The organism is Vicinamibacterales bacterium, from assembly GCA_035699745.1.
GTDB lineage: Bacteria > Acidobacteriota > Vicinamibacteria > Vicinamibacterales > 2-12-FULL-66-21 > JAICSD01.
On record DASSPH010000110.1, the window covers coordinates 71,624 to 95,811 of the forward strand.

Genomic DNA, 24,188 nt, shown 5'->3' on the forward strand with positions numbered 1-24,188 from the left:
TCTCCCTGCCTATCCCGCCGCCTGCGCCATCGGCCTCGCGCTGGTGCGCGGGAAGTCGATGACGAAGGTGGTTCCCTTGCCCACTTCGCTCGCGACGCTGATTCGTCCGCCGAGCTGCTCCACGATCTTTCGCGTGATGGCCAGCCCGAGGCCGAGCCCGCGCCGTTTGGTCGTGACGAAGTCCTCGAACACCGCCTGCAGCCGATCCGCGGGAATGCCGCAGCCGGTGTCGTAGACGCGCACCTGGACGCGGTCGTCCTGCCCTTCCACCGCGGCGACCACGAGCCCGCCGGGGGCGGTCGCCTGGATGGCGTTGACGACGAGGTTGCGGTAGACCCGGCCGAGCGCGAACACGTCCCCCTCGACGTAGAGCGGCTCGGCGGACAGCTCGGCGCGCAGCGTGATGCCGGCCGTCTCGGCCAGCGGCTGCATCGATTCGATCGCGTCGCCGACCGAGCGGTTCAACTCGATCGGGAAGCGCTCGAGCGGGATGGGCTTGGCGATGTTCTGCAGGTCCTCGAGCACCCGCTTGACGATCTGCATCTCGCGCTCGACCATCCGCCGGAAGGTGTCGCGGTACTCCGCGTCCTCCCACATCTTGAGGATCAGCTTGCAGCTGTTGCCGATGTTCTGGATGGGGTGCGAGAGATCGTGGACCAGCCCGGCGGCGATGCGCCCGAACATCACCTGACGTTCCTGTTTGCGGATGTCTTCCTGCAGCTCGACCAGGCGGTCGGCCATCGAGTTGAACGCGTCGCCGAGTTCGCGGATCTCGTCCTGCCCGCTCAGCGCCACGCGGGTCTCGAGCTTCCCCTCGGCGAGCGCCCGGGTGACGCGGGTCAGCGCGAAGATGCGCTGGATGAAGCTGCGTCCCCACAGCCACCCGAGAATGATGGTGCCCGCGAGGGCGAGCAGAATCGCGGCGAACAGCTGGCGCTCGATCCGCTTCGCCGTGGCCATCGCCTCGGTTTCCGGCTGCTCGACGATGACGAGCCACTTCGGATCGGATACCGATGCCGCGACCGCGATGATCGTCTGGCCGTTCTGCTCGTAGCTGTCGAAGACCTTGCGTCCGGCGAGATAATCCGCGGCAAACGTCAGCTCCGCCGCCGATCGCACCTGATCGGGATCGGCGATCGTCCGCTTCTCGTCCGGGTTCCCGTGGGCGATGAGCCGCCCCTCTTCGCTGACGAGCAGCGCGTAGCCCTGCTGACCGACGCGGATGCGGTCGACGGTCCGCCACAGCTCTTCGAGGGCGATCTCGCCGACGATCCAGCCGGCGCCCCGGTCCACCCGCCCCAGATGGACGGCAATGGTCGTCGTCGGCAGGCCGTCGTCGTCGAACTTCAGAGGTGAGATGTGCGCGCGATCCGGCCGGCGCCGCGCCTCTTCCGCGACCGCGAGACGAGTGGCCGCGAGCGCGCTGGTCGAGAGCGGTTTCGCGAGACTGTCGAACAGCGTGATTTCCCTGAACTCGGGGAACTGGAGCACGTAGTCCTTGAGAATCCGCTCCTGCTGCCACGGCGTCAGCCCGGTGGCGGTGAGTTCCGAGCCCACCGACTGCAGCACGCGGGTGTTGTGCTGCATGTACATGCCGACCTGCTCGGCGACCTGCTTCGCGACCTTCTGATTGCCGTCGACGACGGATGCGGCGGTGCCGCTGCGCAGCGAGCCGATCGAGACGATGCCGTAGACGACCAACGGCAGGATCGCCGCCGTGGCGATCAGCAGAACGAACCGGGAGGTGATGCGCCTCACCGCGAGGCCTGCGTTCCGGCCGCCGTTGCCGGCCGCCACATCCAGATGTTCGTCATGACATCCCGATTCGGTTCGGCCAGCACGTCGATCTTGGCGGAGACGGCACGCGACGTCTCCTGCCAGGCGAGAAACGCCGCCGGTGGATCGTCGTGCAGGACGCGCTCGAGTTCAGCCACCGCCGACCGGATCTCGTCGTCGGTGCGCGCGCTCTGGATGCGGTCGAGGACGGCGTCCGCCCCGCGATATCCGGAGTTGTTCATCGACACCGGTTTCGATCGCCAGAATTCGTACACCCAGCTCAGGTTCCGCCCGGCCATCTCGAACAGGAAGGCATCGAACCGGCCGCTCGCCAGACGGGGCACGAGCTCGTCCTGCGGCACCGGGTGTATGCGCATGTCGACGCCGACCTCCGCGAGCTGCTTCTGAACGAGCAGGGCGACGCGCTCGAACCTCGAGTCATTCGCGAACACCAGGCATTCGAACGAGAAGCGCACGGGCGTCCCGGCCGCCGACTGCTGGATCTTCAGCCCCGCCGAGTCCAGCCGCTGCCGGGCGCTGTCCGGGTTGAACAGGAACGGCGTGGCGGGAGGAGAGTAGGCCCAGTGTTCCGGCGGGATCGGACCATCGGCCGGGCGTCCGCGGCCGCTCATCCCGTCGCGCACGAGCGCCGCGCGATCGACGGCTTCGTTGATCGCCTGGCGGACGTCGGCGCGCTTCAGAACCGGATGCCGAACGTTGAAGACCAGGGGAATGTAGTAGGGACGGGGGAACTTGTAGGTCTTGACCGTGGTTTCGCGCTCGACGAAGTCGGCGGCCTCGCGCCGCACTTCGTGAAGCATGTCGAGCTCGCCGCGCATCAGGGCCGCCCAGGCGTTGCGCTGCGTCGGGTAGTTCGTGACCTTGACGGTCGTGATCGCGGGATGCCCGCGGTAGTACTTCGGGAAGGCGACGAGGTTCGTTTCCTGGTCCGTCTGGCTCGCGAATTTGAAGGGGCCGGTGCCGATCTCCGGCTGTCCGGGCTTGACCACGAGCACTGCAGTCAGATCGGGCAGGATGAAGGAATTCGGCGCGGGCAGCGTGATCTCGATCGTGTCGGGCCCGACCGGCTCGATCGACGTGATGTTCACGAAGCTGACCGCGTCGCGGCGCGCCTTCGTCAGGCGGAGCGCCTCGGCGCCGATTTCCGGCGTCAGCCTGGTTCCGTCGTGGAACAGGACGTCGTCGCGGAGCTTGAGCCGCAGTCTGGTGCCGGTCGAATCCCATTCCCAACTCTTGGCGATTCGCTCGGCCTGCCGGCCGTCCGGCTTGTTGGTCACCCACGGATCGCTCACGAGGCTGGCGACCACCGTACCCGCGCCCGATCCCGGCGTCCCGATCGGCGCCCCGATCCCGATGCGCACCGCGAGCGGCGGGTCGCCCGGCGGCTGCCGCGCACAGCCCGGCGCGCACACGCCGGCTGCGGCGACGATGGCCATCAAAGCGAAGGGACGACGCCGTAGTGTCAGCACGGAGATGACACTACGATTATCGACGGAACGAACCTACGGCGCCAGTCGCCGTGCCGCCGCCTACTGCTTGGACGCGGGCGGCTCGTCGAGAATCCAGGGGCAGCCCGCCATGGTCTTGACCTTGCCGTTCGTCTTCTTGATAACCGTGATTTTCATGATCGCTCTCCTGTCCGGTGAATAAGCCGATTCGCGAAACGACACCTAGTTCTTGGCGGCGGGCGGCTCGTCGAGAATCCAGGGGCAGCCGGCCATGGTCTTGACCTTGCCGTTCGTCTTCTTGATGACGGTGATCTTCATGAATGCACTCTCCACTCAGCGCAGGTTGTCGACGACGACATCCACCAGCCAGGGGCGCAGCGTGCCGTTCTTCTTCGGGTTGTTCGTCTTCTTGCCTTTCATCGCTCTCTCTCCTTTGTCTGAATGACCCTGGTTGCTAGCGGGCGGCCATCGCGTCCGGTGCCTGCGCCGCCGCCTCGCGCGCGAGCGCGATCACGCCCGCCTCGAAGCTCGACTTGTGGCAGTTGGGGGCGTGCATGTCTCCCAGCTCGTTGTGCGCCGCCACGGTGCAGCCGCCGGCACAGACCGGGATGAACGCGCAGTCGTGGCATTGCTCCCACGCGGCGAGCCGCTCGAAATTCCGCAGCGCCTGGCTGCGGACGTCCTCGTCGCGGCCGTCGATGTGCCCGGTGGACTGCCGCGCTTCGCCGGCGAACCCCGGACACGCGAAGAGCGACCCGTCCGGACCGATCGTGTAGGCGTGCTCCTTGTGGATCTCGCACGGCCCCATGTGCACGCCGTCGGCGGTCGAGAAGCCGCGCTTCTTCGTCTCCTCGCGGAGGTACGCCATCTTCTCGTCGACGAAGTTGCACGAATCGCAGACGCGGCTCACGCCGGTTCCGGCGGAAGTCATGCACGCGCCGTTGAGCGGCTTGCTGTCGGCGCCGACGACGGTGAGCGGAATCACGCCGCGGCCGGCGCCTGTCGACGGCCGGATCACCGGCTTGAACGTCACCTTGGAGAGCCGCGGCGCGAAGTCCTGCGCGGCGAGGAAATCGAGCAGCGCCGGATAGGTCTCGGCGGTGTCCACCTCGAAGTTGCCGCCGACGGCGATGCGCGTCAGGTCCGCCACGGCGCGGGTGTTGGCGATGATCCTGTCGAACGTCCCCTGGCCGCCGCGCAGCGGACGCGAACGGTTGTGCGCGTCGCGGTCGCCGTCCAGCGTGATCTTGACGCCGTTGAGACCGAGCGGGTTCAGCCGCTCGACCATCGCTCGCGTCAGCAGCAGGCCGTTGGTGATGATGTTGATGAGTATCTCGACGCCGCGCGCGCGGCAGGCGTCGTGCAGCCGCTCGGCCAGGTAATACAGCACCGGCAGGTTCAACAGCGGCTCGCCGCCGAAGAACGTGAGCACCAGCCGCCTGGGCGCGATAGCCTCCATCCGCCCCTCGACCCACGACGCCACGCGCGCCGCCATGTCGGACGACATCCGCCCCGCCGTCCTGTTGTAGTCCCCGTGATCCCCCTGCACGCAGTAGTCGCAGGCGAAGTTGCACTGCAGCGTCGTCAGCACGGTGACCTTGAGCGTGTCGGTGCCTTCGCGCACGTCGCGGAAGAACCCCCTGAGCTCCTCGCGCTCGCTCTCGCGATCGCGGACGAGGAAGCCCTGCTCGACGAGCTGCTCGACGGTGTCGCGCTCCTCGTCGGAGAACACCTCGCGCGCGTGCACGCGGTCGAGGAGGTCGACCACGTCGCGGCTGACGATCAGCTGCGCGTCGGTGAACGTGTTCATCAGGAACACGGCGTCTCCCTGATCGAGGGGGACCCGAACGTTGAACATCGAGGCCTGCATGCGTACTCCTGCCGCCGAACCCGGAAAGACTCTTGCTGTGGGGGCGAACTGCACGCGCGATCGGGCGCGCGGCACCTGAAACAGCAACGGGTGTTCCGGCGCGCATCGGGCTGTCGGAAGAGTCCTATGCCGTACGCGGAGTAGTCACTTCGGCGGCGAATTGCAGCTTTGTCGATCTGACTCTTTGGATCAGGGTTCCGTGCGCGGCAGGCGCGCACGATGACGATTTTGACCGGCCAAAACGGCCAATCGATTGACCCGGGCGGCCAACCGATTGGCCGACGTGTGGGCAGGCGGCCCCACCGGCGCAGACGGATTTGTCCCGCCGGCCGGCCGTCAGCCGCGGGAACGGTGGGTCAGGCCCCGCGCAGCTTCCGGGCCAGATCCCGCAGATCCAGCCGCTGCATCTTGTGCTTCAAGGTACTCAGCGGGATCCCCAGGTACCGCGCCGTGGCGGTGACGTTCCAGTCGGACTTCTCCAGCGCGCGCAGGATGAAGTTGCGCTCGAACGTGTCGCAGGCTTCCTGGAACCGCGTCTCGCTGGCGACGCTGGAGGCGTCCAGCTTGGCGAAGTGATACTCCAGCGGCAGGTCCTCGTCCGTGATCCATTCCTTGTCGCTCACCGCGACGAGCCGCTCGATCAGGTTCTCGAGCTCCCGGATGTTCCCCGGCCACCAGTACGACGCCAGGATCTTCAGCGCTGAATCGGCGACCCCTTTCACCGGCTTGCGGAACTTCCCCTTGTAGCGATCGAGGAACAGCCGCGCCAGCTCCGGCAGATCCTCGATGCGATCGCGGAGCGGCGGCATGCGGATCGGGATCACGTTGATCCGGTAGTACAGGTCTTCGCGGAAGCGGCCGTCCTTCACCGCCCGCTCGAGATCGATGTTGGTCGCCGCCACCAGGCGGAAGTCGGTGCGGATCGGCTTGGTTCCGCCGACGCGCTCGATCTCCCCCTCCTGAATCGCCCGCAGCAGCTTCGCCTGGAGGTCGAAGCGCAGGTCGCCGATTTCGTCGAGGAACAGCGTGCCGCCGGCCGCGAGCTCGAACTTGCCGAGCTGCTGCTTCACGGCGCCGGTGAACGCGCCGCGCTCGTGGCCGAACAGCGTGCTCTCGACCAGCTCATGGGGAATGGCCGACATGTTGACGGCGATGAACGGCGCGTCGCCGCGCCCCGACTCCTTGTGCAGCAGCCGCGCCAGCAGCTCCTTGCCGGTGCCGCTCTCGCCGAGAATCAGCACCGTCGCCGACAGCTTGGCCACCCGCTGCACGAGATCGACGATGTCGCGGATCTGGCGCGACGGGCCGATCAGGAACTCGCGCTCGCTCTGCTCGGCGACCTGCGCGCTGAGCGTGATCACCTGGCGGTTCAGGTCCTGCCGCTCGCACGCGTTGCGCACCAGCGAGCGCAGCTCGTCGTAGTCGAAGTCCTTGGTGATGTAGTGATACGCCCCGTGCTTCATCGCCTGCACGGCGGTCTCGACCTCGTTGATCGCCGAGATCATGATGCACTCGATGAGGCTGTAGTTCTCCTTGACGATGCGGAGCACGTCGAAGCCGCTGATGCCCGGCAGGCGGATGTCCTGCAGGATCAGGTCGACGTCCTCGTTCTTCAGCAGCGCCAGCGCCGCCTCGCCGCTCGAGACCGTCAGCACGCGGTAGTCGCGCTTGAGAATCGCCGTCAGCGTGTCCCGCATGCCCTGATCGTCGTCGCAGATCAGGATCGTCTTCATCGCGCGGCTCATGGTGGGTGCGGGCATTGTAATATGACCGGATATGCTCCTGTGGGGGACCGCCGTCGTGGCGCTGCTGCTCGCGGCGGCGGCGTGGATCCGCGCCGGCCGGCTCGCGCGCAAGTTGGAAGCGCTGACCCAGTCCTACTGGGAGCTGCGCTACGACTTCACGCGGCTGCGCTCGCAGGTGCACCGCCTCGACCCCGAAAGCGAGCCGGCCGAGCCGCCGGCGGCCCCCGCGTCCGGCGAGACGATCGCCTTCGTGCCGCTCAATTCGATCAAGAAGAAGGGTTAATGGCCAACGAGTACGACGTCGTCGTCATCGGCTCGGGCACCGGCGGCTACGTCGCCGCGATACGCGCCGCGCAGCTCGGACTGAAGACCGCCGTGGTCGAGCGCGCCCCCGTGCTCGGCGGCACCTGCCTCAACTGGGGCTGCATCCCGACGAAGGCGCTGCTCGAGCACGCGCACGCGCTGAAGATCGCGCAGGACTGGAAGGAGTGGGGGCTGACGATCGGGCAGGCCGCCGCCCGACAGGACCCGGCGCAGGCGATCGGCATCGACATGACCCAGGTCCACGCGCGGAAGGACAAGATCGTCAAGGGACTCACCGGCGGGATCGAGTTCCTGTTCAAGAAGAACAAGATCGACTGGATCAAAGGCTCGGGCCGGCTCGCCGGCAGGGGCCAGGTCGAGATCACCGAGGGGGACCAGCAGACGCTGGCGGCGCGCAAGGAGATCGTCGTCGCCACCGGGTCGCAGCCGCGCAGCGTGCCCGGCATCGAGATCGATCGCAAGCGCATCATCACCAGCGACGAAGCGATCAACATGAAGACGATCCCCAGGTCGATCGTCATCATGGGCAGCGGCGCGGTCGGCGTCGAGTTCGCGTCGATCTTCCGCCGCTTCGGCAGCGACGTCACGCTGATCGAGCTGCTGCCGCGGATCGTGCCGGTCGAAGACGAGGCGGTCTCCACCGAGCTGGAGCGCTCGTTCAAGAAGCAGGGGATCAAGGTGCTCACCGGCACCAAGGTGACCGGTGCGAAAGCCGGCGCGAACGGCGTCGATCTGGAGGCGCAGACGCCCGACGGCAAGTCGCAGAAGCTGAGCGCGGAGTATCTGCTGGTCGCCACCGGCCGCGGGCCGGTGACCGGCGGGCTCGGCGCGGAGGAGGCCGGGCTGCGGATGGACCGCGGCTACATCCGCGTCGACCCGCAGTACCGGACCGGCGTGCAGGGCATTTCCGCGATCGGCGACGTGATTACGTTCGAGCAGCCCGGCCATCCGCAGCTCGCGCACCTGTCGTCGGCGGAGGGGATCGCGCTGGCGGAGCGGATCGCCGGCCGCGAGTTCCGCCCGATCAACTACGAGCACGTACCGGGCTGCACCTACTGCGACCCGGAAATCGGCAGCGTCGGCCTGACGGAGGCGAAGGCGAAGGAGCGCGGCTTCGACGTCCGCGTCGGCACGTTCAAGTTCAGCGTGCTCGGCCGCGCCCGGATGGCCAACGAGACCGAGGGGTTCGTGAAGATCGTCGCCGAGAAGAAGTACGACGAAGTGCTCGGCGTTCACATGATCGGCCCGCGCTCCACCGAGCTGGTCGCCGAGGCCACGCTCGCGCTGCGCCTGGAGTGCACGGTCGAAGAGCTGATTCGCACCATTCACGCCCATCCGACGATGTCGGAGGCGGTGGGCGAGGCGGCGCATGCGACCCACGGGGCGGCGATCCACAGTTGACGCCGGCGGCGCGCGGTTGGCGGTAAGCTATGCCCATGAACGTCGTCATGCCCCAGATGGGCGAATCGATCGCCGAGGGGACCATCGTCCGGTGGATCAAGAAAGTCGGCGACAACGTCGACCGCGACGAGCCGCTGTTCGAGATCTCGACCGACAAGGTGGACGCCGAGATTCCGTCGCCCAGCGCGGGCGTTCTCACCGAGATCAAGGTGAAGGAAGGGGAGACCGTCCCCGTCAATTCGGTGGTGGCGGTAATCGGTTCCGGCTCCGCTGCTGACGCAGCCGCGGCGGGATCGGCGCCGGCGGCGGCGGCGCCAGCGACGTCCGAACTTCCTGAAGCGGCGGTGGGACAACCGCCTGCAGGCGGCTCCAGCGTTCAGGCAGGAGATCCCGGCCTTCAGGCTGGAGACCACCACACGCCTGAGTCAGCCGAAGATCTGCGCCGGCAGAAGTCGTCGCCGCTCGTGCGCAAGATCGCGCGCGAGCACAATGTCGACATCCGCCAGATCAACGGCACCGGCGTCAGCGGGCGGGTCACCAAGAACGACATCCTCGGCTACATCGCCTCCTCCCCCTCCCCGGCGGCTGGCGGCGCTGCGGAGGGCAAGGCGCAGCGCCCGTCCGCCGGGCACATCCCGGCGTTCAAGGGAGGCGACAAGGTCGAGATCGTGCCGATGTCGATCATGCGCAAGAAGATCGCCGAGCACATGGTGATCAGCGCGCGCACGTCGCCGCACGTCTACTCGGTGTACGAGGTGGACTTCCATCGCCTGTCGCGGCTCCGCGAGAAGAAGAAGGGGGAGTACGAGCGCAACGGCGCCAAGCTGTCGTTCACCGCGCTGATCGCCAAGGCGGTCGTGGACGCGGTCCGCGCGTTTCCCGTGGTGAACGCCTCGATCGACGGCGACAACATCGTCTACAAGAAGGACATCAATCTCGGCATTGCCGTCGCCCTCGAACAGGGGCTGATCGTCCCGGTGATCCGCAACGCAGACGAGAAGAACCTGCTCGGGCTGAGCCGCGCGATCGACGATCTCGCGGTGCGGGCACGCTCGAAGAAGCTCAACCCCGAGGAAGTTCAGGGCGGGACGTTCACCATCACCAATCCGGGGATCTTCGGCGCCGTCTACGGCCTGCCGCTGATCAATCAGCCGCAGGTGGCGATCCTTGGCGTCGGCGCGATCGAGAAGCGCGCGGTGGTCGTCTCGACACCGGACGGCGACGCCATTGCGGTCCACCCGACGTGCCACCTGTCGCTCGGCTACGACCATCGCCTGATCGACGGCGCGGACGCGGGCCGTTTCCTCTCCTACCTGAAGGAACGTCTCGAGAAGTTCGACGAAGCGTGGATGTAGTCCTGAAGCGGCTCGGACTCACCGGCTACGAGCGCGCGCTCGATCTGCAGCGCGAGCTGGTCGAGCAGCGGAAGCGCGGCGAGATCCCCGATCAACTGCTGCTGCTCGAACATCCCGACGTCATTACGCTCGGCGTCAAGGCGCGGAACGATCGCACGCACGTTCTCGAGAGCGAGGCGTCGCTCGCCGACAAGGGGGTCGCGCTATTCGAGACCGGCCGCGGCGGCGACGTCACTTTTCATGGTCCCGGGCAGCTCGTCGGCTATCCGATCATCGACCTCAAACCGGATCGCTGCGACGTGCACCGCTACGTCCGCGACCTCGAGGAGGTGCTGATCCAGGCCGTCGCGGGGTTCGGAATTGCGGCGCGGCGCGTGCCCGGCCTGACCGGAATCTGGGTCGGACCGGCGGAGCGGGAGGCGAAGCTCGCCGCGATCGGCGTGCGCATCTCCCGCTGGGTGACGAGCCACGGGTTCGCGCTGAACGTGAACACCGACCTTTCCCGCTTTGGCCTGATCGTCCCTTGCGGCATCACGGACAAGGGGGTCACGTCGATGGCGCAGCTCCTCGGCCGGCGGGTGCCAATGGATGAGGTAGCCGGCGCGGTTGAGGCGGCCTTCTCGGCCGTATTCGCCCCGATAACTTACTCATTGTAAGTCCCTTACCCGCGGGAATAAGACTGGCGGCCCCGGTGTTCTCTTCTCACACGGAGGCCACAGAATGCGTCAGCACGAATCGGAACGCGATCTGGTAGGCCGCATGCGCGCCAGAGACGGCTCGGCCGTCGCGGAACTGGCGTCCCTCTACGGCCCGAGAATCCAGCAGCTTGCGTTCCGGTACCTGAAGAATTGGGAAGATGCCGAGGAGGTCGCACAGGACGTCCTGCTGAAGGTGTACCGGAAGATCGAAGCCTTCCGCGGCGACGCCGCCCTGTCGTCCTGGATCTATCGAATCACGTTCAACACCGCGATGTCGCGGCTGCGCTCGATCCGCCCGATGCGCACGGTCGAGCTGCAGACGCCGGACTTCACCGGTGACTCGCCCGAGTACGCCCAGGCGGAACCGGCCGACTGGAGCGCGCTGGCCGACGATCAGGTGATGCGCGCCCAGATGCGCGACCGGCTCGTCGGCGCCCTGCGCCATCTGCCGGAGGTGTATCGCGTCCCGGTCCTGCTGCGCGACATCCACGGGCTGTCGACCGAAGAAGCCAGCGCGATCCTGCGGGTGAAGCCGCAGACGCTGAAGTCGCGGCTGCACCGCGGCCGCCTCATTCTGCGCAGGCACCTCGACGATTTCGCGGGCGGGCTCGAGCTGCACGCCCGCGAGTCGGTCAACTAAGCACCCGCCCGCGCCAGTCCATTCTCGAACGCCGTTCGTTCATGCCGGCTCAACGCCGGCGTGAGCGTCCGGGCGATCCCGCCCTTCCGGATCTCCACGGGCACCGCGGCGATCACGTTGCGGCCGACGTCGGCCGCGTCCGCCGCTGCGAAGCACGTGTAACGGCGGCGCGAGCCGCCGGCGAGCGCTTCCGCCACGCGCGCCGCCGCGCTGGCCAGCGCGTATGGCGCAGGCGGCCACATCGCCGGCACGCGCGCCGACACCGCAGCCATCAGATGAGCCGGCAGGATCGCGCCGATCGGTTGATGGAACGCGGTTGCCGCATCCCACCCGATCACGGCGTGCCGGGGCGGGACGCCCGCGACGCCGATCGACAGATCCGCGGGGCTGACGTCGATCAGCGCGGCGGTGATCGCGCGAACGCTGGATTCGAGTGCGAGCGGCGCCGATCCGACGACCCGCCGCGGCGCCACGTGCAGCTCGCCGATCGTCATCGCCATGAGCTGGCGCGCGGCACCGGCGGCGAAGAGCAGCGGCGCCTCGGCGTCGAGCCGGGCAAGCTGCCGCACGATCGGCAGTCCCGGTTCACCGGCGATCTCTCCGCTGGCGATCGGATCGGCGAAGACGATGGCATCGGCCCCCGCGGCCGCGGCGTACGACTGCGCCGAGGTGAGCCGCGTGGTGAATCCTTCGACCGGCGCCGACTGCAGCAGGTCGAGCGCCTTTCCATCGGCAATCCGTCCTTCGGGATCGATCAGGCGGACTTCGTTCACCCGGTCGCGCTCCGCCAGCGCCTGCGCCAGCGCGCCGCCGAGCGGCCCGGCCCCGATGATCGCGACGATGCTCATGCGTTCGTGCCTAGTTTATGCTGGGACACCATGGTTGGCATTGTCACTGGCGGATCGAAGGGAATCGGCCTGGCGGTCGCACGCGCGCTGCTCGAGCGCGGCACCCAGGTCGCGATCACGGGGCGGAACGAGAAGGATCTCGCACGCGCGCACGAACGGCTCGGCGGCGGCGCCGGCGTCCTGCCGATTGCCGCCGACGTGCGCAATCCGGCCGACGCGCAGCGCACGGTGGACGAGACGGTGGCGCGCTTCGGCCGTCTCGACATCCTGGTGAACAACGCCGGCGTCGGACGCTTCGCCCACGTCGCCGACATGTCCATCGACACCTGGCGGGAAGTGGTCGACACGAACCTGAGCGGTGTGTTCTACTGCACCCGCGCGGCGCTGCCCGAGATGCGCCGTGCCGGCGGCGGCTACATCGTCAACATCAGCAGCCTCGCCGGCAAGAACGCGTTCACCGGCGGCGCGGCGTACTGCGCGTCGAAGGCCGGGCTGAACGCGTTCAGCGAAGCGCTCATGCAGGAAGTCCGCTACGACAACATTCGCGTCAGCTACGTCATGCCCGGCTCGGTGGCGACGGCGTTCAGCCATCCCGATGGCGTCCAGCCGCAAGGCACGGACGACTGGAAGCTCACCGCCGATGACGTCGCCCGTGTGGTCGTCGATCTGCTGTCGCACGAGGCGCGCAGCCTCGCCAGCCGCGTGGAGTTGCGCCCCTCCCGCCCTCGCAAGGGCTGAGGCGCGGCGCGCTCGATGACCCTGCCGGCACGCATCGCCCACTACAACGTCCTCGAGCGCATCGGCGAGGGGGGGATCGGCGAGGTCTATCGCGCGCGCGACACCAAGGTGGGGCGCACGGTGGCGCTCAAGGTCGTCTCACCGGCGCTGGCCGGAGATCCGGCGCGTCTCACCCGCCTGCTCGACGCCGCGTCCGCGGCCGCGACCCTCTCGCACCCGAACATCGCCACGTTATGGGACGTCGGCGAGGCCGACGGCGTGCACTACCTCGCCTACGAGTTCGCCGCCGGGCGACGCCTCCGCGACGAGTCCGCCGGCGTGCCGATGAACCCGAGACGCGCGCTGGATCTCGCCATCCAGATCGCCGACGGTGTGGCCGACGGCCACGCCCACGGCATCATCCACGGCGACCTTCGCCCCGACACGATCGTCGTCACCACCAAGGGCAGCGCGAAGATTCTCGATTTCGGGCTTGCGCCGTGGACCAACGGCGGCGCGCTGCGCAGCCGCGCGGCACGCGCCGCCGACGATCTGCCGGCGGAGACCGTCTCGGTGATCGGGTACCTGTCGCCGGAGCAGGCGCTCGGCGACACCGTCGATCAACGGACCGACGTCTTTTCGCTGGGGACGCTGACCTACGAGCTGGTGACCGGGCGCAACCCGTTTGCCGCGGCGACCGCGTCGGACACGATCGTGAACGTCATCCAGGGATCCATTCCGCCGCCGTCGCAGGCCAACGGCGCGGTCCCGAAAGATCTGGACGCGGTGATCGCTCGGGCGCTGACGCGGGATCTCGGCCAGCGTCAGCAGAGCGCCGCGGCGCTCGCCGCGGAGCTGCGCAGCGTCGCGGCCGTGCTCGACGTTCGAAGCGGCGACGTCCAGGACGAGCGGTCCGCGCTGCTTCCGATCGACGAATCGCCGGACCGCCGGGCATCGGGACTGCTTGCCGGCGCCCTGATTGCCGCGGCGGCCGCCGCCGGCCTCGTCTGGTGGCTCCTCACGCGATAATCTGGAAATCTGGAAATTTGGGAATTTGGAAATCTACTCGGTGAACACGGAGAGCAGGCGGTCGACGTCGATGTTTGCACCGGTGAGGATCACCGCGACCTTCCCGCGCAGCTGAATCTTCCCGCCCAGCACCGCCGCCACGCCCGCGGCCGCGGCCCCTTCGATCAGCAAGTGCTCGTGCCGCACGACGCCCGCGAGCGCGCGCCGCAGCAGCGGCTCGTCCACCACGGCGATCTCGTCGACCACGTCTCGAACGATGTCGAGCGTGATCGTGTCGGGATCGAGGTTGCCGGTCAGCCCGTCGGCCAGCGAGGGGCTCACGTCGACGGCGACCAGACGTCCCGCCGCCAGGCTCTTCGTGAACGGACAGGACGCTTCGACTTCGACGCCGATCACGCGGACCTTCGGATTGAGCGCTTTGAGCGCGATGCCGACGCCGCTGATCAATCCGCCGCCGCCGATCGGCACCACGACCGCGTCGAGCCCGGGCTCCTGCTCGAGCAGTTCCAGCCCGATCGTCCCGGCGCCGGCGATCACGTCCGGATGCGAGTACGGAGAGATGTACACCGCGCCGCCGGTTGCGGCATGAGCCTTGGCCGCGCGCTCCGCCGCGTCGTAATCGGCGCATTCGCGCAGCTCGGCCCCGGCCTGCCGGATCGCGTCGATCTTGGCGCGGGGAGCGTCGGCGGCAATGAAGACGACCAGCGGCAGGCCGAGCATCTTCGCCGCGTGGGCGAGCGCCTTGCCGTGGTTTCCCGCGGACGCGGTCACGAGCCGCGGCCCGTCGACGATCGCCGGCGCAGTCCCCGTGGCCGTGTCGCGGACGCGCTGTGCGGCGTTCACCGCTCCCCGGATTTTGTAGGACGCGGTCGGCTGAACGGTCTCGATCTTCAGGAGAACCGCGGCGCGGGGCGAGGACAGCCACTCCGAGACGCGCAGCGGCGTGGTCTGCACGACGCCGGCGATCCGCGTGCGCGCGGCGGCGATGTCGTCGAGCGCGACCACTACTGTGCGGCGCCGGACGCGAGGATCGCCGCGAGGTTGCCGGCGAACGCGGAGCGCGGCATCACTTCATCGGCGCCGGCGCCGCGCGCCGCCTGGATCAGCGCGACGTGCACGTGCGAGGCGAACCCGATGGTGCGGGTGCCGGCGAGCGCCGGATCCTGCTTCAGCGCCGCGATCGCGACGACCGGATCGGCTTTCGTGCTGTTGAGGTCGATGATGACCAGCGACGGCTTCAGCGCCCGCGCCTGCGCGACGATGTCCTCCGGCGTCTGCGCGAAGACGATCTCCGCGTTGACGTGCTTCGCCGTCGCGCGGATCTTGGAACGGAACAGGAAGTCGTCGACGGCGGCGAGGATCGGCACGAGCCGATCCTATCAGTTTGCCGTCAGCCGTTCGCCGCCGGCAGTCGTTCCTCGCGATAGAGCGCGGCGCCGTTGCGGACGGCGGACGCGGCGAAGGCGATGAGCAGGCCGGCGATGGCGACCGCGGCGCCGGCGTCGAACAGCAGCCACTGCCGGCCGAGAATGGTCACGACATCCGACCGCATCAACTGGATCGTGCCGGCGGCGAGCAGGATGCGCAGCTCCGTCGGGCCGACCTTCATGAACGCCATCCGGAAGGTGCCGCGCGCGTGGGTCGCCATCGAGATCTCCGCGACCAGCAGGTAGTAGGCGGCGAGGAACCCGAGCCCGAGGGTGAGGCTGATCCGGCCGCCGAGCATCAGCCCGCCGAACAGGCAGGCGAACCCGACGGCATCCAGCACGTGGTCGACGTAGTAGCCGTATCGCGGGCGTTCGTGGCGGCGCACTCGCGCCAGGGTGCCGTCCAGGCTGTCGCCGAACCAGTTCAGGGCGAGCAGCGGAATCACCAGCCAGAGCGCTCCGCCGCCCGCCCAGAAGCAGGCGCCGATACCGAGCATGGCCGCGGCCCCGGTGAAGGTCAGGTGGTCCGAGTTCACCCAGCCCGGCAGGCGTCCCGCCATCCGTATCAGCAGGCGCTTCTCGGACGCCGCCAGCACGCTGTTGTGCTCCCTGACCATTCGGAATTCCACGGCATGTGCTCCCATGCCCGGAAAGGCGCAGAACAGGGGGCCGGGGGCTCATGCGATAGCCTAGAGCCATGCGCATGAGCGGTAGAGGGCGGCAATCGTGATCGTCGAACGCCGCGCCGCCGAGCCGTTCTACAAGAACGGGTTCGTCCTCGGCTGCGAGGACACGCGCGAAGGGGTCGTCATCGACCCGGGAGACGAAGTCGAGGCGCTCCTGGCCGCCGCGGCGCACCACCGGCTCTCGATCGTCGGCATCCTGCTCACGCACGCGCACCTCGATCACGTCACGGGCGTCGGCGCCGCGAAGCGCGCGCTCGACGTGCCCGTCTGGCTGCATCGCGACGACAACTTCCTCTACGAACAGGTGGTCGAGCAGGGGCGGATGTTCGGGCTTCGCGTCGAGCCGCAGCCTCCCGTCGATCGCTTCTATGACGGGGAGGGGCCGCTTCGCTTCGGACGCTACCGCGTGCGCGTCCTTCACACGCCGGGCCACTGTCCCGGCGGCGTCTGCCTCGCGGTCAGCCGGGACGGCGACAGCGCGGCGACGCTCTTCGTTGGCGACACGCTGTTCGCCGGATCGATCGGCCGGACGGATCTCCCCGGGGGAGACGCGCCGACGCTGCTCCGATCGATCCGGGACGTCCTGTTCCAGTTCCCCGACGAGACCGTCGTCTGGTCCGGGCACGGCGAGGCCACGACCATCGGCCGCGAGAAACGGACCAACCCGTTTCTGATCTCCTGCTAGACTCACCCAGGATGAGAGTTGGTGTTCCGCGCGAAACGTGGGCCGGCGAGAACCGGGTATCGCTGATTCCGTCGGCGGCCGCGGCGCTGAAGAAATCGGGTCTGGACGTCGTGGTCGAGCAGGGCGCCGGTGCCGCCGCCGGGTTTACCGACGCGGCCTACGAGCAGGCGGGCGCGTCGATCGCCGCGCGCGACGGCGTGTTCTCGTCGGGCGACATTCTGCTGCAGGTGCGCGCCGTTCCGGCGGAGCTGACGCGCCTGCGCCGGGGACAGGCGGTGATCGGGTTTGCCGATCCGCTCGGCGCGCCGGACGCGATCCGCGCTCTGGCGGAGACCGGCGTCACGGCCTTCTCCATGGAGCTGATGCCGCGCATCACGCGCGCCCAGAGCATGGACGCGCTCTCGTCGATGGCGACGATCGCCGGCTACAAGGGCGTGCTGATGGCGGCGGATCATCTGCCGCGCATGTTCCCGATGCTGATGACCGCCGCCGGGACGCTGACCGCGGCGCGCGTCTTCATCGTCGGCGCCGGCGTCGCCGGCCTGCAGGCGATTGCGACCGCGCGCCGGCTCGGCGCGAAGGTGGAGGCCTACGACGTTCGTCCCGCGGTCAAGGAGCAGGTGCAGAGTCTCGGGGCGCGGTTCGTCGAGATGGCGCTCGACACCGGCGACGCCGAAGACCGCGGCGGCTACGCCAAGGCGCAGGACGAATCGTTCTACCGCCGTCAGCGCGAGATGATGCTGAAAGTGGTCTCGCTCAGCGACGTCGTCATCACCACGGCGTTGATCCCCGGAAAGCGCGCCCCGATTCTGGTCACCACCGAGATGGTGGAAGGGATGGCGCCCGGATCGGTGGTCGTCGACCTTGCCGCCGAGCGCGGCGGCAACTGCGAGCTGACCCGTCCCGACGAAGTCGTCGTCCACAAGGGGGTGACGGTGCTCGGACCGTCGAACCCGCCGTCGCTGGTGCCGAATCACGCCAGCCAGATGTACGCGAAGAACATCGTCACCTTCCTCACCCATCTGCTCGGCAAGGACGGCGCGCAGAGAGCGGCGCTCGAGATCGATCCGGCGGACGAGATTACCCGGGAGACGCTGCTGACGCGCGACGGCGAGGTCGTGCACGCGAGGGTGAAGGACCTGCTTGCAACGGGAGCGCGAGCGTAGATGTGGGTGCTGCGGACCGCCGAACAGGCTGAACTGCCTCTGACCTTCCGAATTCTGCCCGGCAGCATCAAGACGATCGGCCGCGCGCCGCGCGCCGACTTCGTCGTCGACGCCGCGCTCGTCTCACGGCTGCATTGCCGGCTCACCGCGGGCGCCGCGGAGCTCGAGGTCGTCGATCTCGAGAGCACCAACGGCACCTTCGTGAACGGCGAGCGGACGGACCGCGGCCGCCTCAAGGCCGGCGACCGGCTGGGGGTCGGCCGCGTGGAGCTGCTCGTCCATCACGTCGCCGGCTAGAGCTTTTTCACCCACTCGGCGATCGCGGTGACGAACGCCGGATTCACGGCGTTGCTGCCGGGCGCGGCGAGCGTGTTCCCCGCGCCCGGCACCTTGACGACGTCGGGCGCCGCCACTTTCTTGCGCGCGGAGGCGAGCGCCGCCAGCCGATCCGCCTCCGACGCCGGGATGTTGGGATCGAGCTCGGCGTGCAGGATGAGCAGCGGCTGCTTCACGCGCGCCACCGCCTGCGCCGGATCGAACGTCAGCACGCTCCTGAACCACGGCGTATCGGCCTGACGCCGCATCGCCGGCGGCACCCCCTCCCAGCCGGTTCCGCTGATCACCGCCGCCTGGATCCGCTTCTGCATCTCGATCCGGTTCTGCCGCTCCTCCGGCGACAGCTTCAGCGCGTTCAGCACCTGCTGCTGCTGTTCGAGAATCAGATCCGCGCCTCGCGTGCCCGCTGCGTCGATCGTGATCACCCCGTCGATTTCCTTGTGGCGTGACGCGGCAATCAGCGCCGCCGCCGCGCCGTCGCCGTAGCCGGCGACGACGATGCGCTTCTTGTCGACGTCGCCGCGCCTGGCCAGCCACCGTACGGCGGAAACCACGTCGTCCGCGTAGTCGCCGAGGGTGGCGCTCTCGGTGCGGCCGCCGCTCTGGCCGGCGCCGCGGCGGTCGTAGCGCAGCACGACATGGCCGGCGTCGGCGAGCCCCTTTGCCAGCTGCGCGAACACCGCCACGCCGCTGACGACCTGGTCGCGATCGCCCGGAGTCACGCCGCCGACCAGCACGATCGCGGGGTGTCGCAGCCTGCCGGCCACGCCCGGCGGCGTCGTCAACGTGCCGGCAAGGTTGAACCCGTTCGCCGCGACCGAGACGTCGGTGTCGGTCGGATTGCGCGCCGTTTCCGGGCGGAGAGCCACACTGGCCGCGTCCTCCCGCACCACCAGGAGTCCCAGCGCCGGCAGCTCGAAGCGCACCAGCCGCGCTCGATCGTCCACGAGGACGACCGCGTCGACCGGCCGATCCGGGTTGGCGAAGGTCACGTCGTAGCGGCGCGTGCGCAGGCCGGCGCCGGCACCGGTCAGCGCCTGCTCGCTCACGGCGCGCACGCGCAGCCTCACTTCCCCCTGGGGGACGACGTAGACGGGCAGCTCGGTGCCCGCCGCGGTGCCGTGCAGCCGCGCCGCCAGCGCTTCGTAGGCGCCGAACACGTTGTTGGGGAGCACGATCGTCTTGGCGCTGATCTGGTCCTCTTTGCCGACGGTCTTGCTGTTCTGCGTCACCTCGTTGATCGCAGTGGTGAGCGCGAACGACGTCCTGATCGTCGCCACCGCATTGCGCAGCCGCGCTTCCAGCGTCAGCTCGAGCGGCTGCCAGTCGGGGGCGTACTTCGCTTCGAAGCGTGCGACGGTGAAGTCGATCGGCGCTTCGCTGCGTCCGCTCGACGTGACGATCCAGCCGGACGGTCCGCGCGCGACGTTCGTCTGTTCGCGGCCGATCTGGACTCCCTGCAGGTAAATCGCGAAGCTCGCGTCGCCCGTGGCCGGCAGTTCCGGCGTCTGCGCGGCGGCGCCAGTGGCGAGCACCGCTGCCGTCAGCGCCACGGCGGTACAATGAAAGCACCTGCGGCGAGCGAATCGAAGTGGCATTAGAACAGGATAACAGCAGAGGATATGCGGCGCTGCGCGACGGCGCCGCACTGGTGCGCGTCGGGCGCACCGGACGTATCCTGCTGACCGGCGCGGATCGCCGCTCGTATCTGCAGGGGCTGTTGACCAACGACATCGAGGCGCTGCGGCCGGGAACGGGTTGCTACGCCGCGATGCTGACGGCGCAGGGGCGGATGATCGCCGACATGCGCGTGCTCGAGCTGGGGGACGCCGTCATGCTCGACGTTCCGGCCGAGGTCGCGGCTGCGATCCGCGATCATCTCGATCGCTTCGTGATCGCCGAGGACGTGACGGTCCAGGAGGTGACTGCGTCCCGCGCCGAGATGGGACTCTACGGTCCTCGCGCCATCGAGGTGCTTGCCGCCGCCGGCACGCAAGGCGGGGCGCCCGCCGCGCTGTACGCCAGCACGCGCGGACGAATCGCCGGGGTGGACGTGCTGATCGTGCGCAGCGATGCCACAGGCGTGCGCGGTTTCGACCTGATCGCCTCCGCCGCCGGGGCGCCCGCCGTCGAAGAGGCACTGTTCGCGGCCGGCGCGATCCCCGCGACCGACGCCGACGTCGAGACCGTCCGGATCGAAAGCGGCCGCCCGCGGTTCGGCGCCGACATGGACAGCGACACGATCCCTCTCGAAGCCGGGCTCGAGGATCGCGCGATCTCGAGGACCAAGGGCTGTTACGTGGGCCAGGAAGTGATCGTGCGTGTGCTCGATCGCGGCCACGGGCGTGTCGCCCGGCGCCTCGTCGGTCTCACGCTGGCGGCAGACGCGCCGGTGCCCGCCGCGGACGCGAAGATCCGCAGTGCGGAGAAGGACGCCGGGCGCGTGACCAGCGCGGTCTTCTCCCCCGCGCTCGCGCGGCCGATCGCGCTCGCATACGTGCACCGGGACTTCAGCGAGCCCGGCACCCGCGTGCAGGTCGACGGCGCCGGCGACGCCGTGGTCGCGGCGCTACCGCTCGTCCCGCTCGAGTAGCGCGATCAGTTCGTCGTCTGCCGGCGGGAAGTGCAGCGATCGCAGCGCCTCTCGCGGTACCCAGCGCATCTCCTGGCCGAGGAGCGGAACCGGATCCTGCGTCAGCTCGCAGGCGAGAAAGTGCAGCTCGACGCTCCGCTCGGGATAGTGGTGCGTCACGGCGAGCAGCTCGCCGCCGATCACGCCGTCCGCGCCAAGCTCCTCCCTCAACTCGCGCCGCAGGCATTCGGCGAGCGACTCGCCGGGGTCGCACTTGCCGCCCGGAAACTCCCACAGCCCTTCCAGGTGCACGCCCTGCTGGCGCCGGGTGACGAGAAACCGATCGCCGCGACGGATGACCGCCGCGGTGACGACGATGGTCACGCCCGCGTCCCGGACCTCGGCGACGGATGCTCGTTGTCGGGATTGAACGGATACGCGCGGCACGACGGACGCATCGGGCACACCAGGCACTTCGGCTTCCGCGCCGTGCACAACGTCGCGCCGAAATCCATCAGCGCCTGGTTGAAGTCGAACACGTGCCGGTGCGGCAGCACCGTGCGCGAGACCTCCCAGAGATGTTTCCTCATCGCGTGCGCCTTCGGCTCGCCGCGTCCGACGAACACGCGGAAGAGGACGCGGGCGACGTTGGTGTCCAGGATGGCGGCGCGCTGGCGGAACGCGAAGCTCATCACCGCGCCGGCAGTGTATTCACCAATGCCCTTGAACGAACGCAGCGTGGCTTCGTCGGAGGGAAGCTGTCCGCCGTAGCGCTCGACCGATTCGCGCGCGATGGCGTGCAGCCGCCGCGGCCGGATGTTGTAGCCGAGCGGACGCCAGGTCGCGGTGACGTCCGACTCCGGCGCCCCGGCGAGGGCCTCCAGGCTGGGGTACTTCGCCAGCCATTCGTGATACTTCGGCAGTACGCGATCCACCTGCGTCTGCTGCAGCATCACCTCCGAGACGAGGATGTGATAGGGATCGCTGGTCCTGCGCCACGGCAGGTCGCGTCCGTTCTGGCGGTACCACTCGAGGAGCCGCCGGCGGAAGCGCCTGCGGTCCGGCGGCTCCGGAACCGCGAGCGCGCTCGATCCCCTGGCCCGGCGCCCCCGGCGGGCGCTTCGTGCACCATCTTCTATAATCCCCAAGCGGTGAAAATTTATACCAAGACCGGCGACAGTGGAGAAACCGGTCTTTACGGCGGCGTGCGCGTCTCGAAGGCGCATGGCCGCGTCGCCGCCTACGGCGACGTGGACGAGCTGAACGCCGCGCTGGGGCTCGCCCGCGCGACGCTGGGCGGGTCGGTCGGCGCCGCGGACCTCGCCGCAATGCTCGAGCAGATTCAGCGCGACCTGTTCGCCCTCGGCGCGCGGCTCGCCGATCCGTCGCACCGGATCGCCGATCGCGTCGGCAAAGCGGTGATCGCGGCCGGGCACGTGACCCGCCTCGAAGGCTGGATCGATTCGCTCGACGCGTCGCTCCCGCCGCTCCGCCGCTTCATTCTCGCCGGCGGCGCCCCCGCCGGGGCGGCGCTGCACCTGGCGCGGACGGTGTGCCGGCGGGCGGAGCGCGCGATGGTCGCGCTGATCGAAGCGGAAGCGGATGCTTTCGAGCCCGAGCTGCTGGTCTACGTCAACCGCCTCTCGGATCTGCTCTTCGTGATGGCGCGCGCCGCCAACCAGCGCGCGGGCACGCCCGAAGTCGAGTGGTGAGTCCGGTGAGCCCGCCGAGGCCGCCGAGTACGGATCTGGCGCACGCGTATGCGTACTGCGAGCGCCTTGCGCGGGCCCATTACGAGAATTTTCCCGTCGCCTCGCGTCTGCTCCCTGCCGCGATGCGTCCGCACATCGCCGCCATCTACGCGTTTGCGCGCCTCGCGGACGACATGGCCGACGAAGGACGGCGGCCCGACACGGCTCGAATCCAGGATCTCGAGCGGTGGGGCGCGCGCCTCGACCGCGCCATCGCCGGCGACGCCGACGACGGGCCGCACGGCGAAGTGTTCGTCGCGCTCCGCCACACGATCGAGGCCTGCCTCCTCCCCGTGCCGCTGTTCCACGATCTGCTGAGCGCGTTCGCCCAGGACGTCACCGTCAGGCGCTACGCGACCTGGGACGACGTGCTGGACTACTGCCGCCGCTCCGCCAACCCCGTCGGCCGTCTCGTCCTGCGCGTCGCGGGCCGGGATCGCGACGCGCTCGACGGCGCCTCGGACGCGGTGTGCACGGCGCTGCAGTTGACCAACTTCTGGCAGGACCTCCGCATCGACTGGGACCGCGGGCGCCTTTACGTGCCCGCCGCCGTCTGGCGCGCGCACGGCGCGACCGAAGACGGCCTGCGCGGCGATCGCCTTCCCGACGAGTGGCGGCGCGCCATGCGCGAGGCAATCGAGTACACGCGGGCGCTGTTCGATCGCGGCCGCGAAGTGTGCGACGCCGTGCCGGGGCGGCTCAAATACGAGCTGCGCGCCACGTGGCTGGGCGGCGCGCGGATTCTGGATAAGCTGGAAGAGTTGCACTACGACCCGTACGTCAGGCGTCCGGCGTTGTCGTGGCGCGACGCGCCCGGACTCGTCTGGCGCGCGATCGTGTGGCCGCAGGACTCGCGTGGCTAGAGACACCAGCTTCTATTACTCGTTCCTCGTGCTTCCCCCCGAGCAGCGCCGCGCCATCGTCGCGGTGTGGGACTTCTGCCGCGCGGTGGACGATGCGGTGGACGAGGCGCCGGCGGACCGTCGCATCGCGCAGGTGCAGTCGTGGCGTGAGGAACTGGCGCGCTGCTTCGGTGCCGGCCCCCCCGCGACCCCGCAGGGGCGCGCGCTGCAGCCGCTCATCGGCGCCTTCAACCTGCCGCGGCCGCCGTTCGATGCGCTGATCGAGGGGGTGGAAATGGATCTCGTCACCACGCGCTACCCGACCTTCGCGGATCTCTACGAGTACTGCATCCGCGTCGCCTCGTCCGTCGGGCTCGTCTGCGTCGAGATCTTCGGGTGCCGCGAACCGGCCTCGCGGCAGTACGCGATCGATCTCGGGGTCGCGCTGCAGCTCACCAACATCCTGCGCGACGTGCCCGGCGATCTCGAGCGCGGCCGCGTCTACATTCCGCTGGAGGATTTCTCACGGTTCGGCTGCCGCGAGGGGGATCTGGGCGCCGAAGCGATGCACGCGGGGCATGGCGTCCGATCCGCCGCGGTCAAGCAGCTGCTGGCGTTCCAGGCGCAGCGCGCGCGCGAGTATTACCGCCGGGCGGACGCGGTGCTGCCGCGACGCGACGCCCGCCGGCTGGTGGCCGCGCGGATCATGGGCGCCATCTACTTCGGCATCCTGCGGCGGATCGAGGCCAGCGACTACGACGTGTTCAGCCAGGTCATCCGCGTCCCGCGCCCGCGCCGCGCCCTGATCGCCGCCGCGACCTGGGCCCGCACGGCGATTACCGGACGCTGAT

At 69.1% G+C, this 24,188-nt stretch carries 25 protein-coding genes; 14 read left to right on the plus strand and 11 right to left on the minus strand.

The window, feature by feature from the left end; genetic code table 11:
• Positions 1–9: 9 nt before the first annotated feature.
• The 4 genes from VFK57_25940 to VFK57_25955 form a co-directional block, all read right to left on the minus strand.
• Positions 10–1,758, minus strand: a complete 1,749-nt coding sequence (locus VFK57_25940; protein HET7699188.1) for a sensor histidine kinase — start codon at positions 1,756–1,758, stop codon at positions 10–12.
• The gene (locus VFK57_25945; protein HET7699189.1) at positions 1,755–3,233 is read right to left on the minus strand and encodes an ABC transporter substrate-binding protein; all 1,479 of its coding nucleotides are present in this window, start codon (positions 3,231–3,233) and stop codon (positions 1,755–1,757) included. Before VFK57_25945 ends, VFK57_25940 begins: the two co-directional genes overlap by 4 nt.
• Before the next feature lie 466 nt (positions 3,234–3,699).
• Positions 3,700–5,115, minus strand: coding sequence for a radical SAM protein (locus VFK57_25950; GenBank protein ID HET7699190.1), 1,416 nt, complete (start codon positions 5,113–5,115; stop codon positions 3,700–3,702).
• Between the two features lie 356 nt (positions 5,116–5,471).
• On the minus strand, positions 5,472–6,875 hold the full coding sequence (locus VFK57_25955) for a sigma-54 dependent transcriptional regulator (GenBank protein ID HET7699191.1): 1,404 nt from the start codon (positions 6,873–6,875) through the stop codon (positions 5,472–5,474).
• A 16-nt stretch (positions 6,876–6,891) separates the two neighbouring features.
• Here VFK57_25955 and VFK57_25960 point away from each other — a divergent pair, with 16 nt between their 5' ends.
• The 5 genes from VFK57_25960 to VFK57_25980 all read left to right on the plus strand — a co-directional run bounded on the left by VFK57_25960 (position 6,892) and on the right by VFK57_25980 (position 11,278).
• Positions 6,892–7,143, plus strand: coding sequence for a hypothetical protein (locus tag VFK57_25960; protein ID HET7699192.1), 252 nt, complete (start codon positions 6,892–6,894; stop codon positions 7,141–7,143).
• Complete coding sequence (lpdA, locus tag VFK57_25965) at positions 7,143–8,585, plus strand: dihydrolipoyl dehydrogenase (GenBank protein ID HET7699193.1); 1,443 nt, start codon at positions 7,143–7,145, stop codon at positions 8,583–8,585. Before VFK57_25960 ends, lpdA begins: the two co-directional genes overlap by 1 nt.
• Before the next feature lie 35 nt (positions 8,586–8,620).
• The gene (locus tag VFK57_25970) at positions 8,621–9,940 is read left to right on the plus strand and encodes a dihydrolipoamide acetyltransferase family protein (protein ID HET7699194.1); all 1,320 of its coding nucleotides are present in this window, start codon (positions 8,621–8,623) and stop codon (positions 9,938–9,940) included.
• Positions 9,931–10,596: a lipoyl(octanoyl) transferase LipB gene (gene lipB / locus VFK57_25975; protein HET7699195.1), complete on the plus strand. Its 666-nt coding sequence runs from the start codon at positions 9,931–9,933 to the stop codon at positions 10,594–10,596. Before VFK57_25970 ends, lipB begins: the two co-directional genes overlap by 10 nt.
• Positions 10,597–10,699: 103 nt before the next feature.
• Positions 10,700–11,278: a sigma-70 family RNA polymerase sigma factor gene (locus tag VFK57_25980; protein HET7699196.1), complete on the plus strand. Its 579-nt coding sequence runs from the start codon at positions 10,700–10,702 to the stop codon at positions 11,276–11,278.
• Here VFK57_25980 and VFK57_25985 read toward each other — a convergent pair.
• A complete protein-coding gene (locus VFK57_25985; GenBank protein HET7699197.1) occupies positions 11,275–12,126 on the minus strand; it encodes a hypothetical protein in 852 nt (283 codons plus the stop codon). The genes VFK57_25980 and VFK57_25985 overlap by 4 nt on opposite strands.
• A gap of 30 nt (positions 12,127–12,156) precedes the next feature.
• On the opposite strand from VFK57_25985, the gene VFK57_25990 reads away from it, so the two are divergent.
• Both VFK57_25990 and VFK57_25995 read left to right on the plus strand, forming a co-directional pair.
• Positions 12,157–12,864: an SDR family oxidoreductase gene (locus VFK57_25990; GenBank protein HET7699198.1), complete on the plus strand. Its 708-nt coding sequence runs from the start codon at positions 12,157–12,159 to the stop codon at positions 12,862–12,864.
• Between the two features lie 15 nt (positions 12,865–12,879).
• A complete protein-coding gene (locus VFK57_25995; GenBank protein ID HET7699199.1) occupies positions 12,880–13,872 on the plus strand; it encodes a serine/threonine-protein kinase in 993 nt (330 codons plus the stop codon).
• A 33-nt stretch (positions 13,873–13,905) separates the two neighbouring features.
• Here the strand turns inward: VFK57_25995 and VFK57_26000 are convergent, their stop codons facing one another.
• Genes VFK57_26000 through VFK57_26010 form a run of 3 tightly spaced genes read right to left on the minus strand, consistent with a single transcriptional unit; the run spans position 13,906 to position 15,928 of the window.
• A complete protein-coding gene (locus VFK57_26000; GenBank protein HET7699200.1) occupies positions 13,906–14,877 on the minus strand; it encodes a pyridoxal-phosphate dependent enzyme in 972 nt (323 codons plus the stop codon).
• Positions 14,877–15,239 (minus strand): hypothetical protein, encoded by a 363-nt coding sequence (locus VFK57_26005; protein ID HET7699201.1) that lies wholly within the window; start codon positions 15,237–15,239, stop codon positions 14,877–14,879. Before VFK57_26005 ends, VFK57_26000 begins: the two co-directional genes overlap by 1 nt.
• Positions 15,240–15,262: 23 nt before the next feature.
• Positions 15,263–15,928, minus strand: a complete 666-nt coding sequence (locus VFK57_26010) for a CDP-alcohol phosphatidyltransferase family protein (GenBank protein ID HET7699202.1) — start codon at positions 15,926–15,928, stop codon at positions 15,263–15,265.
• Between the two features lie 97 nt (positions 15,929–16,025).
• Between VFK57_26010 and VFK57_26015 the strand changes: the two genes are divergently transcribed.
• Genes VFK57_26015 through VFK57_26025 form a run of 3 tightly spaced genes read left to right on the plus strand, consistent with a single transcriptional unit; the run spans position 16,026 to position 18,133 of the window.
• Entirely contained in the window at positions 16,026–16,670 is a 645-nt protein-coding gene (locus tag VFK57_26015; GenBank protein HET7699203.1) for an MBL fold metallo-hydrolase, read from the plus strand.
• An 11-nt stretch (positions 16,671–16,681) separates the two neighbouring features.
• Positions 16,682–17,836 carry a Re/Si-specific NAD(P)(+) transhydrogenase subunit alpha gene (locus VFK57_26020; protein ID HET7699204.1) on the plus strand — a complete coding sequence of 385 codons (1,155 nt, stop codon included), beginning with the start codon at positions 16,682–16,684 and terminating at the stop codon, positions 17,834–17,836.
• Positions 17,837–18,133, plus strand: coding sequence for an FHA domain-containing protein (locus VFK57_26025; GenBank protein ID HET7699205.1), 297 nt, complete (start codon positions 17,837–17,839; stop codon positions 18,131–18,133). It abuts the gene before it with no gap.
• Here the strand turns inward: VFK57_26025 and VFK57_26030 are convergent.
• Positions 18,130–19,725, minus strand: a complete 1,596-nt coding sequence (locus VFK57_26030; GenBank protein HET7699206.1) for an alpha/beta fold hydrolase — start codon at positions 19,723–19,725, stop codon at positions 18,130–18,132. The two genes, VFK57_26025 and VFK57_26030, sit on opposite strands and share 4 nt — an antisense overlap.
• A gap of 38 nt (positions 19,726–19,763) precedes the next feature.
• Here VFK57_26030 and VFK57_26035 point away from each other — a divergent pair, with 38 nt between their 5' ends.
• Positions 19,764–20,765 (plus strand): glycine cleavage T C-terminal barrel domain-containing protein, encoded by a 1,002-nt coding sequence (locus VFK57_26035; GenBank protein ID HET7699207.1) that lies wholly within the window; start codon positions 19,764–19,766, stop codon positions 20,763–20,765.
• On the opposite strand, the gene VFK57_26040 is transcribed toward VFK57_26035, so the two are convergent.
• Together VFK57_26040 and VFK57_26045 are read right to left on the minus strand one after the other, a co-directional pair.
• A complete protein-coding gene (locus VFK57_26040; protein HET7699208.1) occupies positions 20,742–21,128 on the minus strand; it encodes a (deoxy)nucleoside triphosphate pyrophosphohydrolase in 387 nt (128 codons plus the stop codon). The two genes, VFK57_26035 and VFK57_26040, sit on opposite strands and share 24 nt — an antisense overlap.
• Positions 21,125–21,892: an A/G-specific adenine glycosylase gene (locus tag VFK57_26045; GenBank protein ID HET7699209.1), complete on the minus strand. Its 768-nt coding sequence runs from the start codon at positions 21,890–21,892 to the stop codon at positions 21,125–21,127. Before VFK57_26045 ends, VFK57_26040 begins: the two co-directional genes overlap by 4 nt.
• Before the next feature lie 3 nt (positions 21,893–21,895).
• On the opposite strand from VFK57_26045, the gene VFK57_26050 reads away from it, so the two are divergent.
• Genes VFK57_26050 through hpnD form a run of 3 tightly spaced genes read left to right on the plus strand, consistent with a single transcriptional unit; the run spans position 21,896 to position 24,187 of the window.
• Entirely contained in the window at positions 21,896–22,456 is a 561-nt protein-coding gene (locus tag VFK57_26050) for a cob(I)yrinic acid a,c-diamide adenosyltransferase (GenBank protein HET7699210.1), read from the plus strand.
• A gap of 5 nt (positions 22,457–22,461) precedes the next feature.
• Positions 22,462–23,358, plus strand: a complete 897-nt coding sequence (gene hpnC / locus VFK57_26055; protein HET7699211.1) for a squalene synthase HpnC — start codon at positions 22,462–22,464, stop codon at positions 23,356–23,358.
• A complete protein-coding gene (hpnD, locus tag VFK57_26060) occupies positions 23,351–24,187 on the plus strand; it encodes a presqualene diphosphate synthase HpnD (protein ID HET7699212.1) in 837 nt (278 codons plus the stop codon). Before hpnC ends, hpnD begins: the two co-directional genes overlap by 8 nt.
• Position 24,188 lies beyond the last annotated feature (1 nt).